Origin of the sequence: Burkholderia sp. MSMB0856, assembly GCF_001524645.2 — a bacterium.
In the GTDB taxonomy this organism is placed as follows: domain Bacteria; phylum Pseudomonadota; class Gammaproteobacteria; order Burkholderiales; family Burkholderiaceae; genus Burkholderia; species Burkholderia diffusa.
This window is the reverse complement of the sequence record NZ_CP013428.1, coordinates 319,908-334,450: the sequence shown is the minus strand read 5'-3', so window position 1 is coordinate 334,450 and position 14,543 is coordinate 319,908. Positions and strand designations below refer to the sequence as shown.

The 14,543-nt window shown below is 69.0% G+C and carries 13 protein-coding genes; 8 read left to right on the top strand and 5 right to left on the bottom strand.

Annotated elements, in window-relative coordinates:
• The first annotated feature begins 21 nt into the window (after nt 1-21).
• Together WS87_RS19100 and WS87_RS19095 are read left to right on the top strand one after the other, a co-directional pair.
• Nucleotides 22-552 carry a CMD domain-containing protein gene (locus tag WS87_RS19100; RefSeq protein ID WP_059818619.1) on the top strand — a complete coding sequence of 177 codons (531 nt, stop codon included), beginning with the start codon at nt 22-24 and terminating at the stop codon, nt 550-552.
• Entirely contained in the window at nt 549-1,142 is a 594-nt protein-coding gene (locus WS87_RS19095; protein ID WP_059818618.1) for a peroxidase-related enzyme, read from the top strand. The genes WS87_RS19100 and WS87_RS19095 overlap by 4 nt, the downstream gene beginning before the upstream one ends.
• A 44-nt stretch (nt 1,143-1,186) precedes the next feature.
• Here WS87_RS19095 and WS87_RS19090 read toward each other — a convergent pair whose 3' ends face one another.
• Nucleotides 1,187-1,618: an Lrp/AsnC family transcriptional regulator gene (locus WS87_RS19090; RefSeq protein ID WP_044845386.1), complete on the bottom strand. Its 432-nt coding sequence runs from the start codon at nt 1,616-1,618 to the stop codon at nt 1,187-1,189.
• A 296-nt stretch (nt 1,619-1,914) separates the two neighbouring features.
• Between WS87_RS19090 and WS87_RS19085 the strand changes: the two genes are divergently transcribed.
• Nucleotides 1,915-2,994 (top strand): ornithine cyclodeaminase, encoded by a 1,080-nt coding sequence (locus WS87_RS19085; RefSeq protein WP_059818617.1) that lies wholly within the window; start codon nt 1,915-1,917, stop codon nt 2,992-2,994.
• Nucleotides 2,995-3,052: 58 nt separating this feature from the next.
• The gene (gene ctlX / locus WS87_RS19080) at nt 3,053-4,054 is read left to right on the top strand and encodes a citrulline utilization hydrolase CtlX (RefSeq protein ID WP_059818616.1); all 1,002 of its coding nucleotides are present in this window, start codon (nt 3,053-3,055) and stop codon (nt 4,052-4,054) included.
• A 152-nt stretch (nt 4,055-4,206) separates the two neighbouring features.
• On the opposite strand, the gene WS87_RS19075 is transcribed toward ctlX, so the two are convergent.
• The 4 genes from WS87_RS19075 to WS87_RS19060 form a co-directional block, all read right to left on the bottom strand.
• Nucleotides 4,207-6,942 (bottom strand): Hsp70 family protein, encoded by a 2,736-nt coding sequence (locus WS87_RS19075; protein ID WP_059818615.1) that lies wholly within the window; start codon nt 6,940-6,942, stop codon nt 4,207-4,209.
• Between the two features lie 5 nt (nt 6,943-6,947).
• Complete coding sequence (locus tag WS87_RS19070; RefSeq protein WP_059818614.1) at nt 6,948-8,789, bottom strand: Hsp70 family protein; 1,842 nt, start codon at nt 8,787-8,789, stop codon at nt 6,948-6,950.
• Entirely contained in the window at nt 8,786-9,376 is a 591-nt protein-coding gene (locus WS87_RS19065; RefSeq protein ID WP_059818613.1) for a DUF2760 domain-containing protein, read from the bottom strand. Before WS87_RS19065 ends, WS87_RS19070 begins: the two co-directional genes overlap by 4 nt.
• Before the next feature lie 259 nt (nt 9,377-9,635).
• Nucleotides 9,636-10,076, bottom strand: coding sequence for an RrF2 family transcriptional regulator (locus WS87_RS19060; protein ID WP_059601208.1), 441 nt, complete (start codon nt 10,074-10,076; stop codon nt 9,636-9,638).
• A gap of 143 nt (nt 10,077-10,219) precedes the next feature.
• Between WS87_RS19060 and WS87_RS19055 the strand changes: the two genes are divergently transcribed.
• From WS87_RS19055 to WS87_RS19040, 4 genes are all read left to right on the top strand, one after another.
• Nucleotides 10,220-11,134: an NAD(P)/FAD-dependent oxidoreductase gene (locus tag WS87_RS19055; protein WP_059818612.1), complete on the top strand. Its 915-nt coding sequence runs from the start codon at nt 10,220-10,222 to the stop codon at nt 11,132-11,134.
• A gap of 66 nt (nt 11,135-11,200) precedes the next feature.
• The gene (locus WS87_RS19050) at nt 11,201-12,160 is read left to right on the top strand and encodes a LysR family transcriptional regulator (RefSeq protein ID WP_059818611.1); all 960 of its coding nucleotides are present in this window, start codon (nt 11,201-11,203) and stop codon (nt 12,158-12,160) included.
• 113 nt (nt 12,161-12,273) lie between these two features.
• Nucleotides 12,274-13,404 (top strand): DSD1 family PLP-dependent enzyme, encoded by a 1,131-nt coding sequence (locus WS87_RS19045; protein WP_059818610.1) that lies wholly within the window; start codon nt 12,274-12,276, stop codon nt 13,402-13,404.
• A 150-nt stretch (nt 13,405-13,554) separates the two neighbouring features.
• Nucleotides 13,555-14,526, top strand: a complete 972-nt coding sequence (locus WS87_RS19040) for an ornithine cyclodeaminase family protein (protein ID WP_059818609.1) — start codon at nt 13,555-13,557, stop codon at nt 14,524-14,526.
• The last annotated feature ends 17 nt before the right edge of the window (nt 14,527-14,543 follow it).

Here is a 14,543-nt window from a genome sequence, read left to right as displayed (position 1 = left end):
CGACGACTGGAAACCACCACGATGACCGCCCCCCTCCCGCCGGCCGCCGCGCCGGATACGATCGACGTCATCGCCGGCCTGCGCGAAAGCGACGCAGTGGCCATGCTGCGTCGCGCACGCGACAAGGTTCTGCTCCATACGCGGCTCGGCGAAGCCGCGCTGTTCGACGCCGCGCTACCCGATCTTTCGTTGATCGAACGATTGCATGCGGCACGGTATGTCGCGCAGCGATCGAATGCGCACGCGCTGGCCGCGACCTACCGCGCACGGCTGATCGACGCGGGCGGCACGCCGGACGACATCGCCCGTTCGGATGCCGATGCGTTCGACGCGCTGCCTCGACGCCTCGGCGCGCTCCTCGCGCATGCGCGACGCCTGACGCTCTCGCCCGTCGACGCGCGTCCGTCCGATCTCGATGCGCTGAAGTCGGCCGGGTTCACGACGCCCGCGATCGTCGCGCTCTCGCAGCTCGTCGCGTTCGTCGCGTATCAGCTGCGTGTCGCGGCGGCCGCGCGAGCGTTGCAGGCGCGCGCCGCCCGGGAGGCAGCATGACTACGGCGACTCACGGTTTCACGTCCGACACGCTCGGCTGGCGTGCATGGCTCAATACGGTGCCGCTCGAGAGCGCAACGGCAGAGCAGCTCGCGGTGCTCGAAACGAGCCATCCTCAAGCGAAGACATCCGACTATTACCTGCTGCTCGTGCACCTGCCCGAGATCCTGCGGCAGCGTTCGGGCGTATTCAACGCGATCATGTACGGCCCCGGCGGACTGTCGCGCGCGGAACGCGAGCTGGCGAGCACTGCCGTGTCACGCGTGAACGGCTGCGTATATTGCGCATCGGTGCATGCGCAGCGCTTCACGCAACTTGCGAAGCGCACCGATGCGATCGACCAGGTGTTCGACGATCCGTCGACAGCCGGCACGACCGCGCGCGAACGCGCGATCATCCGCTACGCGATCGCGCTGACAGAACGGCCCGACACGCTGGATGAAAACGACATCGCCGCGCTTGAGGCGGAAGGGCTTACGCACGAGGAAATTCTCGACCTGTCGCACGCGATCGCGATCTTCGCGTGGGCGAACCGGTTGATGCTGACGCTGGGCGAGCCGGTGTTTCCGGAGCCGGCAACCGGCAGCTGATACGCTGGCGCAGGCAAGCACACGGGCTGACGCGCCGCCGCGCGTCACGCCTTGTGCGTCGACAACAAAATACTCGTCTCCGTATTCGCGATCCCGTCGATCAACCGGATCGCGCCGAGCACGCGATCGAAATGCTCGAGCGAATCGGCGTGCAGCTCGGCGACGAGATCCCAACGCCCGTTGGTGCTGTGGATCGACGCGACGTTCGGATGCCCGCGCAGCACCTTCACCACTTCCGCGCCGCGATTGCCCTGCACCGCGATCGACATCAGCGCGCGGATCCGGTGCCGCTCGGCCGCCGGCTTGAGCCGCACCGTGTAGCCGACGATCACGCCGTTCTTCTCCAGCCGCGTTAGCCGGTTCTGCACGGTCGCGCGCGCGACGCGCAACGCCTTCGCGAGGGCGACGACGGGCATCCGCGCGTTGTCGCGCAGCAGCGCGATGAGCTGTCGGTCGACGTCGTCGAGCGTGATCATGAACGGACCTTCCTGTCGAACGTGAGACGGCTGCCAGCGTGCCGGATGGCGCGCATTTCGACCAGCCTGGGTTGCACAAACTGCCGGATATGGCCAGCAATCTGTCAAGTCTATCGATAAATCTGCCACTTTTGCCGTCTTTTTGTTGGCTCGACTCACGGAAATAATGACTCCATCGACCGGCCGCACACGCCGCGACACCGCTTTTGATGAAGCCTGGGCCCGGGCCGACGCGCCCGCCCCGCTCGACCAGGACGCCAGGACACCCGTACCGGCAAAAAATTGGAGACAGACCGATGACCCGCTTCCTCGACGTTCCCGCCACCGCCCGACTGATCGCCAGGACGGGCGTCACGACGTTCCTGCGCGAACTCGTCGACACGCTGCGCGCCGATTACCTGCACTGGGCCGATTTCGACAAGTCGCCGCGCGTCGCCTGCCACTCGCGCGACGGCGTGATCGAGCTGATGCCCGTCGCGAACGCATCGCTGTTCGCGTTCAAGTACGTGAACGGCCACCCCGTCAACGCCGCGCGCGGCATGCACACGGTGATGGCGTTCGGCGCGCTCGCCGAAGTCGATACCGGCTACCCGCTGCTGCTCGCCGAACTCACGCTGACCACCGCGCTGCGCACGGCCGCGACGTCGGTGCTGGCCGCGCAGGCGCTCGCCCGCCCCGGCTCGCGCACGATGGCGCTGATCGGCAACGGCGCGCAGAGCGAATTCCAGGCGATCGCGTTCCATACGCTGCTCGGCATCGAGGAAATCCGCGTGTTCGACGTCGACCCGCTCGCGACCGACAAGCTCGCGAAGAACCTCGCCGCCTACCCTGACTTGCGCGTCGTGCGCGCCGCGTCGACCGCCGACGCCGTGCGCGGCGCCGACATCGTGACGACCGTCACCGCCGACAAGGCATATGCGACGATCATCACCGCCGACATGATCGAGCCCGGCATGCACCTGAACGCGGTCGGCGGCGATTGCCCGGGCAAGACCGAGCTCGAGGCGGGCGTGCTGCAAGCGGGCCGGGTGTTCGTCGAATTCGAGCCGCAGTCGCGCATCGAGGGCGAAATCCAGCAGATGCCGACCGACTTTCCGGTGACCGAGCTGTGGCGTGTGCTGCAGGGCGAGACGGCCGGCCGCGAACGCGCGGACGAAGTCACGGTGTTCGACTCGGTCGGCTTCGCGCTCGAGGACTACTCGGCGCTGCGCTACCTGTACGCGCTCGCGCAGCAGCACAACGCGGGCGTCGAGATCGCGCTGATTCCGCCGGCCGTCGATCCGAAGAACCTGTTCGCGCTGATCGACGATCCGGCCGCGATCGCGCAGGGTCACGCGGCCTTCGTGACCGAAGCCGTCGCCGCGTTCGCGCGCTGATCGTCATCCCGGGCGGCGTGCGCGCCGCCCTGCTTCCCGCCTCTCGCCCTCACCGTTCATGAATCTCGTATCGATCCAGGCGCCGGCCGCCGTCGTGATGATCCGGCCGCACCGCTTCCTGCCGAACCCGCAGACCGCGGCCGACAACGCCTTCCAGCGCACGGCCGCCGCCGGGGCGAACGACGCGCCGTCGGTGTCGGCCGCCGCGCGCGACGAAGTCACGGCCGCGGCGCGGACGCTCGCCGATGCAGGCGTGCGCGTGCACGTGTCCGACGACCACGGCGAGCGCGACACGCCCGACTCCGTGTTCCCGAACAACTGGTTCTCGACGCATCCGGGCGGGCATGTCGCGCTGTTTCCGATGTATAGCCCGAACCGCCGCCGCGAGCGACGCGCGGACATCGTCGAGATGCTGAAGGCGGAATACCGCGTGCAGGACGTGATCGACTACTCGGGGCTCGAATACGACGACGTGTTCCTCGAAGGCACCGGCGCGATGGTGCTCGACCACGTCGCGCGGATCGCGTACACCGCGCGTTCGCGCCGCGCCGATCCGGTCGCGCTCGAACGCTTCTGCACGCACTTCAACTTCGAGCCGATCTGCTTCGACACGGCCGACGCGAACGGGAACCCGATCTATCACACGAACGTGATGATGAGCGTCGCTACGGAGTTCGCGATGGTCGGCCTCGACCTGATCGCCGACCGCCGGCGCCGCGACGAAATCGCGCAACGCCTGACCGAAACGGGCCGCACGGTGATCGCACTCGATCACGCGCAGATCGCGAATTTCGCGGGCAATACGCTGGAATTGTCGGGCAAGGACGGACGCGTTCTCGCGCTGTCGCGGCGCGCGTTCGACTGCCTCACGGGCGACCAGCGCGCGACGATCGAACGCTCCGCGCGGCTGCTTCCGCTCGACGTGCCGACAATCGAACTGGCCGGCGGCTCGGTGCGCTGCATGCTCGCGGGCATACACCTCGCGCGGCGGGCAACCGCGCCTGATGCGATCGCCGTGGAATCGGCCGCGTCGCCACGGGAGACGACGCCGCAAACCTGACCGGCAGACTCACGAAGCACGAACGGCTGCCGATGCGATGCAACGGCAGCCGTTTTTTGTTCGAAGGGTATTGAATCGGCGGGCGTCAGCCCGCATCGGCAACGCCGCAGAATGCTCCGGCATCCGAACGATACCGGAGCCCGCCGCGCCGCTCACCCCGCCAGCAGCTTCAACCCGGCCGGCAGCGTTTCGCCGAACACGCGCGCCGTGTCGGCTTCGTCGAACGCGATCGCCTCGCGCACCATGTCGATCCACGCGGCCGACGCATTCGCGGCCGACAGACGCCGGATCACGGCCTCACGTGTCTTGTCCGGCAAATCGCGTTCGCGGTCGCCCGTCATCCGCGCGATTTGCGCGACCGCGAATGCCGCGGGTTCGACCTGTTTCCAGTCCAGCGCGAACAGCGCGTCGAGCCAGCGGTTCGCGACGTCGGCCGGCACGACACTGTGCGCGCTGCCGTAGAACGGCCGTCGCGCACCGATCCGCCCGAGCGCCCACGCGCACAGCGTGCGCTCGGCCGGCTTCTGCAATTGCGCGATCAAACGCTCGGCCAGTTCCACCTTGCGCTCGACCGGCAATCGTTCGAGCGACGCGGACAAGCGCGTCATGTCGGCCGGGCCGACCTTGGCCGGGTCGAACGGCAGCTTGCGGCGCTTGTCGTCGGACGGTTCGAGGAACGCAATGGCGTCGCGCACCTGCGTCTGCGCGTCGTCGTCGAGGCCGCCGGCCACGCGCCGCCACAGCGTCCACCACTCGGACCACACCTGCGCGTCGTTCACGTACTGGATCCCGTCGTCGAACAGCGGCCACAGCTGTTCGATGCGCCACGCATCGAGCGGATGACCGAAGCCGGGGCGCAGGCAATAGCCGGCGAGGTTCAGCCACGCGCGTTCGTGATCGGCCGAGCGCCGGCGGCGACGCGCCCGAGCGAGCAACGCGTCGAACAGTTCGCGCGCGAGCGCGACGTCCCACTCGTCGCGCGGGCCGAGCACCTGTTCAAGTTGCGCACGCAACCGTCTCGTGTCCTTCGGTGTGACGTTCGCGGCCTTGCTGCCGAACGAGCGGTCGATCAGCTCGATCGCATGATCGAGACGCGGATGGCGTGCGAGCGCGGTGTCGTCACCCTGCGCGGGCGCGTCGCCGCGCAACTGGAATTCGAGCCGCCAGCGCCGCGACGCGTCGTCGGTCGCGATGCAGTGCATTTCGAGCGTGCCGACTTCGGTCAGCGATGCCGTGAGTTTCACCGGCGTTTCGCGTGCGTCGCTGCCGGCTTGCCGGTCGACGACCGTCGCGATCGGCGGCAGCCGCACGAAATCGCCGCCGTCGAGTTCGACGAGATCGCCGGGCCGGTATGCCGTCTCGGCCACCGTCGACACGAGGTGGAAACGCACCGGCTGCCCGAGCTGGAGCGCGAACGTGCGCTCCTCGAGCCGGATCTCGCGGCCCTCTTCCGAACCGCGCGGCAGCAGGCAGACGCCACGCGGGGCCGCATCGCCGTCACCATCGTCGAGCACCAGGAAATAACTGCGCGCGGAGCCGCCGCCGATGCGCGGCGCATGCCCCGCCCGCGCAAGGCCGTAGGCCACCGCGCCGCGCGCGACCGCCACGTCCGGATGCGCGTTGTGCAGCACGTCGAGCGGCGCACCGCGCCACGCGCCGAGCGTTTGCGCGAGACGGCCGGCGAGCGCGCCCGCGCGAAACACGCCGCCGTTGAGCAGCAGCGTGTCGGGCAGCGGACCTTCCGCATGGCGATTCAGGAACGCGGCGACGTGGCGCGTGACGGCCGGGTCGCTCGCATACGGCAAGCCGAATTCGACGATCGCGGCCCGCGCGCGGCGCGGCAGCTCGCCGGCATCGACCTGCGGAAAGAAGCCGTCGACGACGATCTGCTCGACTTCCTGCCGCGTCAGCTCGGCCGAACGCGCGCCGCCGACGAGCTTGCTGCCCGCGCCGAGCAGCGTCACGGTGACGGACGCCGGCGCGTCGTCGCCGAGCAGCCGCTCCTTCGCCGCGCGGCAGCGTTCGACGAGCTGCGACAGGCTCGCGGCGGACAGCCGCGTGCCGGGCTCGGTCAGCCGCGTCTCGACCAGGCGCGCGAGCGCGAGGTCCATGTTGTCGCCGCCGAGCATCAGGTGATTGCCGACGCCGACGCGCGTGAAGGCCGGTTCGCCGTCGTCGCCCGGCACGACGTCGACGAGCGTGAGATCGGTCGTGCCGCCGCCGACGTCGCAGATCAGCACGCGGCGCGCGGCGGCGAACGTATCGCGCAACGTCGCGCGCTGGCCGTACAACCAGTCGTAGAACGCGGCCTGCGGCTCTTCCAGCAACCGCAACGCCGGCAGCTTCGCGCGTTTGGCGGCCTCGACCGTCAACGCGCGCGCGCCGTCGTCGAACGATGCCGGCACCGTCAGGATGACGTCCTGCTTCGCGAGCGGCGCGTCGGGAAAGCGTGCATCCCACGCGGCACGCACGTGCGCGAGATAGCTCGCGCTCGCGTCGACCGGCGACACCTTGTCGACGCCTTCGGCCGCGCCCCACGGCAGGATCGCCGCGAGCCGGTCGACCGATGCGTGCGACAGCCAGCTTTTCGCGCTGGTGACGAGCCGCCCCGGCACCTGCGCGCCGAGCGTCCGCGCATAGCGGCCGATCACGGCCGGCGGTGCGCCGGCCGTCGAATCGGACGCCCAAGGCAAGCGCAGCGCGTCCGGCGGCAGTTCGCCCGCCGCCGGGTGATAGCGCACCGACGGCAGCAGCGGCTGCGCGGCCACCGCGCCGGGGCCGACCAGCTGCTCGACGTCGAACACGCGGATCGCGTCGGAGCCGGCCTCGACGTATGCGACGACCGTGTTGCTCGTGCCGAGGTCGATGCCGACCGTATAGCGCTTCATCGCGCTCAGGCGGCGCCGCGCACGTCGAACTCGACCTTCCAGCGCTCGTTCGTGCCGCTCGGGATCGCCTCGAGTTCGAGCGTGCCGGCTTCGGTCACGCGCGCGTGCAGCTTCACCGGCACGACCTCGCCGACCGTGCGCCCTTCGGCAGGCAGCGTCGCCTGGATTTCCTCGAGCTCCTGCAGCTCTTCAGGCGACCAGTAGTCGAGCAGCGTGCCGACCTGGTCCTGACGGCGCACCGACGATCCGAAGAAGCGGAACTGCACCGGTTCGCCGACGACGAGGCCGAACTCCTGCGGCGGCAGCGCCGCATCCGAGCCTTCCTCCATCCCGAACGGCGCGACGCACAGCGCCTGCACCGGCGGCTCCAGCCCCGGCACGGCAGGCATCGCCGATTCGATCGCGACGTAATACGCACGCGCCGTGCCGCCGCGAATACGCACGCCACGGCCGCGCTTCACGTAACCGTAATAAGCCGCGCCGCGCGCGACCGCCAGATCGAGATCCGCGCCTTCGAGCAGGCGCGCGGACGGCGCGCCTTCGGCGGCCAGCCAGCTGTTGAGCGTGTCGAGCACGCGCTGCGTGAGCAGCGTCGACTTGAACACGCCACCGTTGAACAGCACCGCAGTCGGATGCAGGAAGGTCGCGCCTTGCGGCAGCGTGCGCTGCACGCCGTCGAGCGCGTCGAGCGCCGCGACCTGGCGGCCGAGGAACGCCGCGAGATGGCGCGTGATGCCCGCGTCCTGCGCATACGGCAGGCCGAGTTGCGTCAGGCCGACGCGCGCGCGGCTCACCGGACGCGCCGCCGCATCGACTTGCGGGAAGAAGCCTTCGAGGATCGTCTGCGTGAGTTCCGCGCGCGTCAGCTCCGTGCGGATCGAGCCGCCGATCAGCTTCGAGCCGCGGCTCGGCACGACGAGCGGCACCGCGTCGGTCGTCGGGTCGGACAGCAGGGTTTCCTTCGCGGCGCGGCACGCGTAGGTCAGCGCGCGCAGCTGCCACGGATCGGCCTGCGTGCCCTGCTGCGCGAGCTTGCGCGCGACCACGTGCGCGAGCGCGAGGTCCATGTTGTCGCCGCCGAGCAGGATGTGCTCGCCGACCGCCACGCGATGCAGTTCCAGGTTGCCTTCGCGCTCGACCACCGCGATCAGCGACAGGTCGGTGGTGCCGCCGCCGACGTCCACGCACAGGATCAGGTCGCCGACCCGCACCTGCTTGCGCCAGCCGCCTTCGCTCTTCTGGATCCAGCTGTAGAGCGCCGCCTGCGGCTCCTCGAGCAGCGTCATCCGCGAATAGCCGGCGGCACGCGCGGCTTCCGCCGTCAGTTCGCGCGCGGCCGGGTCGAACGACGCAGGGATCGTGACCGTCACGTCCTGGTCGGCGAACGGCGCGTCGGGATGCGTGTGGTCCCACGCTTCGCGCAGGTGGGTCAGGTAGCGGATCGAGCTTTCCAGCGGCGACACGCGCGCCACTTCGGGCGGCGCATCGCTCGGCAGGATCGCCGCGCGGCGATCGACGCCGGGGTGGCACAGCCAGCTCTTCGCGCTCGACACGAGGCGGATCGGCGTGCCCGCGCCGCGGGTGCGCGCCATTTCGCCGACCGCGAAGGCGCGCGAGGCCGTCCACGGCAGCGTCAGGTCGCCCTGCGTCAGCTCGCTTTCATGCGGAAGATAGAGGAACGACGGCAGCAGGTCGCGCGACTCCAGCGCGCCCGGCGCGGTCAGCTGCGCGATCGGCAGCACCTGCTGCGTGATCTTTTCGCCGTCGCTCGCGGCGCTGTCGACGTACGACAGCGCGCAATGGGTCGTCCCGAGGTCGATACCGATCGAATAGCGCGGATCGCTCACAGTTCCACCTCCGCCGGTGCGACCACCGATGCGTCGTGGCTACCCGTCAGCTTCGGCAGGCGCACGTCGGCCACGCGCCAGCCGCGATGGCTGACCGTACCCGTGAACGGCGCCGAGCCGACGACGTTGCCCGTCACGCGCACGGCCGTCGCGTCGAAGCCGGCCGGCAGCGTCACGCGGCTGCCTTCGGCTTCGTCGCGCACCGGCACGATCGTGAAATGCTCGCGCAGCGCGGCGCGGCAGCCGTCGTGCACGAGGCGTGCGGCGGCGCCGATGTCGGCGTCCGCATAGCCGGCGATGTCTTCCTCGACGAAGTCGATGAAGCGTGCATCGCGCTGCAGCAGGCCGAGCAGTTGCAGCGCGGCTTGCGGGCTCGCTTCGCGCAGCTCGGGGGCCGGGGCCTTCGCGGGCACGGGCGCCGGAGCCGCGGCGGGGGCCGGCGCAATCGGCGCCGGGGCGACCGGTGCCGGCGCGCCGTCGCGCACGCGCAGCACGCCGGCCGCGAACTCGCGGTTGCCGATCACGGAAAAGAACGTGCCGACGGCCAGCGACAGCCGGCCGAAGAAGGACAGGTTGGATTCGGGCATGGGGTCTGGACTCCTGTGGGCTCGCGACACGGCGAGCATCTTGCCTGGGCGCCGGGCGGCGGCGTGCGATGACGCACTGCCGCCGCCCGGCGCGTGATTCGGGCGCGCCCTCTCGGGTGCGGAAAACCCGTATTTTGCCCTGTGGCGGGCGAACCGGGCAGAAGTTGGGGGACAGAACGCGGCGGCGCGCGGATTTCGCGCCGCGCCGGATTGCGTCGGACTACCGGCTATCGGATGACGGTCGCGATGTTGCGGCGCGTCAGCGCGGCTTGCGGCGGCGCGCCGCCTTCGCCTCGAAATCGCGCGACAGCATGCCGAGCGTGACCTCGCCGAAGCGCGCAAGCAGCACCGCTTCGGCCTCCTTCAGCGTGGCCGACAGATGCGCGTTGACCGCCTGTTCGACCAGGCATTCGGGTGCATCCTCGGCGACCAGATCGGAAAACACCGGCGGCTCGCCCACCGCCCGATAGACGTCGAGCAGCGTGATGTCGTCGAGCGCGACGCTGAGCGCCCAGCCGCCGCCGTGCCCTTTCTCCGACTGCACGTAGCCGCAGTCGCGCAGCCCGCCGAGCAAACGCCGCACGACGACCGGATTCGTGCACAGCATCGCCGCGATCGCCTCCGACGTCAGCGGGCCGTCGGCCTGGTCCATGTGGATCAGCGCATGCAGCATGCGCGACAAACGGCTATCGGTTCTCATGGACGGTTGGCTCCCACTCTCGAAACTTCTGAAGTTGCGTGAATGATATCACCGACCTATCATGCAACTTCTCGCGTTTCATGACTTGACCACCATCGGAGCGCGTTCATCGCTTGATACGGATTCAGGAAAGGAGTGAACACATGCAGAGCCATCATGAGGTGATCGTGATCGGCGGCAGCTTTGCCGGGCTGTCGGCCGCGATGCAGCTCGCACGCGCGCGCCGCCGCGTGCTCGTGATCGATGCCGGGCGGCCGCGTAATCGTTTCGCCGACCATGCGCACGGATTTTTCGGGCAGGACGGCAAGCCGCCTGCGCAGATCGTCGCGGAAGCCGCCGCGCAACTCGCGGCTTATCCGACCGTGCAGCGGATCGCCGGCGAGGCGCGCACCGCCGGGCGCGATGCGAACGGCTGCTTTCACGTGACGCTCGCGGACGGCAGCCGCGCAAGCGCGGAACGGCTGATCCTCGCGACCGGCATCCGCGACGAATTGCCCGCGCTGCCGGGGCTCGCGCAACGCTGGGGCGTCAGCGTGCTGCATTGTCCGTATTGCCATGGCTACGAGGTGTCGGGCCGGCAACTCGGCGTGCTGGCGACGCATCCGCTTTCCGTGCATCAGGCGATCCTGATTCCCGACTGGGGACCGACGACGTGGTTCACGCAAGGCGTCGTCGAAGCGAACGAAGAGGAAGCCGCATTGCTCGCCGCGCGTGGCGTGCGTATCGAACGGTCGCCGGTCGTCGAGATCCTCGGCGAAGCGCCGCGAATCGACGCGCTGCGGCTCGCCGACGGGCAGGTCGTGCCGATCGATGCGCTGTTCATCGGCGCGCGCACGGAGATGGCGAGCGATCTCGCACACCAGCTCGGCTGTGCGTTCGACGACGGCCCGCTGGGTACGGCGATTCGCGTCGATCCGTGGAAGCAGACGAGCATTCCCGGGGTGTTCGCGGCCGGCGATGCGTCGAGCCTGATGACGAACGCGACGTTCGCGTCGGCGTCCGGCGTCGCGGCCGGCGTGGGCGCGCATCGATCGCTGATTTTCGGGCTCGAGACGTGAAAAGCGTGAACCCGCATGTGGACCGATGCGGTGTAACGCTCCTTTCTTCATCCGATGTGATGTTTAATGCTCGACAACATCAGCATCAAGAGACATGCAATGCTCGACCTTGACGATCTTCGGCTCGTTCGCGCGATCGGCGCGTCGCGCTCGTTGGCATCCGCCGCGCGCCTGCTCGACCTCACCCCGCCCGCGGTCACGATCCGCCTGCAGCGGATGGAGGCACGACTGAACGTCCGGCTCGCCGTGCGGCAGCCGAAAGGGATCGCGTTGACCGACGAGGGTCAGCGGCTGTACCAGGAGGCGGTCGGGATTCTCGAGCGCGTCGAGGCGCTGCCGGTCAATATCTCCGGCGATCACGGCGACGTGCAGGGCACGCTGCGCGTCGTCGCGCCGTTCGGCTTCGGACGCAAGTACGTCGCGCGGATCGTGCGTGACGTGCAACGCGCGCATCCGAAGCTCGAAATTTCGCTGCACCTGTCGGAGAGTCCGCTGACCAGCGCGTCGGGGGCCGACGTGGTCATCCATGTCGGGGGCCTGAAGTCGTCATCGTGGATCGGCTATCCGCTCGCGCCCAACGAGCGCTTCCTGTGCGCGAGCCCCGGTTACGCGCGGCGCATCAAGGAACTGAACCATCCGTCCGACCTCGCCCGCTACGACTGCCTGTGCCTGCGCGAAAACGACGAGGACGTTCCGCGCTGGCGCTTCTCGCAAACCGGCGATGGCAAGGGCGAATCCCGGCGATCGACGGTGATTCGCGTCACGGGTGCGCTTTCGTCGAACGACGGCACCGTCGTCACCGACTGGGCACTGGCCGGGCTCGGGATCGTGGAACGCTCCGAGTGGGACGTCGCGCCGCTGCTGGCCAGCGGCAAGCTGGTCAGGCTGCTGCCTGACTGGCATCTGCCGCCCGCGCCCGTGACCGCGCTACTGCCGTCGCGCACCGGCCGCTCCGCGCGGCAACGGGTCTTCCTCCAAGCCGCGACGCAATTTCTCGATCCGCCGCCGTGGCGCGGCAAGGCATGAGCGGCTTCCCGAGATTAAATCGAACTTAATGATCGATTTGGCTCACGTTAAACACACTGCTTGCCCAACACCCTACAGTGTTCGCTGTCGGCAAACCACCGAGGCAACGCATCATGGGCATCCCGCTTCCGAACACCCCCGCCGCATTGATCGACGTCGGTCGCATGCGTCATAACATCACCCGCATGCAGGCGCATCTGAACGCGCTCGGCGTCAGGTTCCGGCCGCACGTGAAGACCACCAAATGCCGGCATGTCGTCGACGCGCAGATCGCTGCCGGTGCGCAGGGCATCACGGTGTCGACGCTCAAGGAGGCCGAACAGTTCTTCGCGGTCGGGGTACGCGACATCGTCTATGCGGTCGGGATGATTCCCGCCAGGCTCGGCCACGCGCTCGCGCTGCGCCGGCAGGGTTGCGACCTGAAGATCGTCACCGACAGCCTGCAGACCGCGCGCGCCATCGCCGAATTCGGGCGCGAGCACGGCGAGCGCTTCGAAGTCTGGATCGAAGTCGACGTCGACGGTCACCGCTCGGGGATTGCACCCGACGACGACCTGCTGATCGACGTCGGCCGCGCGCTGGTCGACGGCGGAATGACGCTCGGCGGCGTGCTCGCGCATGCCGGCTCCAGCTACGACTACGACACCCGCGACGCGCTGGTCGCGCTCGCCGAACAGGAGCGTAGCCGGACCGTGCACGCCGCGGAACGCCTCAGGGCCGCCGGGTTGCCCTGCCCGGTCGTGAGCATCGGTTCGACGCCGACCGCGTTGTCCGCGGAGCGTCTCGACGGCGTGACGGAAGTCCGCGCGGGCGTGTACGTGCTGTTCGACCTCGTGATGCACAACGTCGGCGTGTGCGCGCTGTCCGACATCGCCCTGTCGGTGCTGACCACCGTGATCGGACACCAGGAAGAAAAAGGCTGGGCCATCGTCGATGCGGGCTGGATGGCGATGAGCCGCGATCGCGGCACGCAGCGGCAGGCGCGGGATTTCGGCTACGGGCAGGTGTGTACCGAAGACGGTGAAGTGCTCGGCGACTACGTGATGAGCGCGGCCAATCAGGAGCACGGCATCGTGTCGCGCGCGGGGATGGCCGACACCGCGATTGCGAAGCGGTTTCCGATCGGCACCCGTTTGCGGATCCTGCCGAACCATGCATGCGCGACCGGTGCGCAACATCCGGAATATCTCGCGCTGGGCAGCGACGGCGCCGTGCAGGCCTGGCCACGCTTCTACGGGTGGTAGGACGCCTCAAGGCCATGACCGGTGCGGCGGCAGATTTCGAGCGGTGAAACCTGCCGCCGCACCCTCGCCCGAACGAAATTGACTATTTGTCTAAATCTAGACACAATTTAAAAACCGCGATCCGCGACGCATCCGACAGACTGCGCCACCATGCCGACAGACGCCCACCTCCTTCTTCTCGACCGGGATGCCGTCGAACCGGCCCTCCAACCCGAACCGGTAATGACGGCGGTGCACGAAGCCTTCGTGCTGCACAGTCGACGTGCCGGGCGCGTGTTCCCGGTCGTGCGCGAACGGCTGCATACCGGTGGCGTATTCGGCATCAAGTCCGGCGACGTCGCGAGCCAGGATCTGCTCGGCTTCAAGGCAGCCGGGTTCTGGCCCGGCAATCGAAACCGGGGCGGCGAGCCGCATCAGGCGACGATCGCGCTGGTCGATCCGGCCACCGGCCGTCCGCTCTGCATCATGGACGGCAATGCGATCACCACCGCCCGGACCGGCGCGGCCGGCGGCCTCGGCCTGCAGGCGCTGGCCCGCCGCGACAGTACGCGCATCTGCGTGTTCGGCACCGGCGTGCAGGCGCGCGTGCAGCTCGACTACGCGCTCAGACTGCTGCCGCAACGGTGCTCGGTGCTGTATGTGAACGTCAGCGGCGAACCGGACGCGGTGTTCGAGTCGGCATTCCGCAAGCGCTGCGACATCCAAATCACACAGGACTGGAACGATGCCGTGGCCGCTAGCGACGTGGTCATCACGGCCACGCCGGGCGGCGGCCCGCTGTTCGACGCGGACGCGGTTCAGCCCGGCACCCACCTGACCTGCGTCGGCGCGGACACAGCGGGCAAGCGCGAACTTCCCGAAGGCGTATTGGCGCGCGCGCGCATTTTCGTGGACGATCACGAGCAGGCGGGTAGCATCGGCGAATGTCAATGGGCGCCCGATCTGCCGCGCGCTGAAATCGGCGACGTGCTTGCCGGCACCGTGTCCGTTGATCGATCGCCGGGCGAGATCACCGTGTTCGACATGACGGGACTCGCGCTGCAGGACCTGACCGTTGCGCGTTTCCTGTACCGGCAGGCCGTCGAAAACGGCGCGGGACGTTCGATCCCGTGGCCGTGGTGAACGGCACCGGCGTGGTA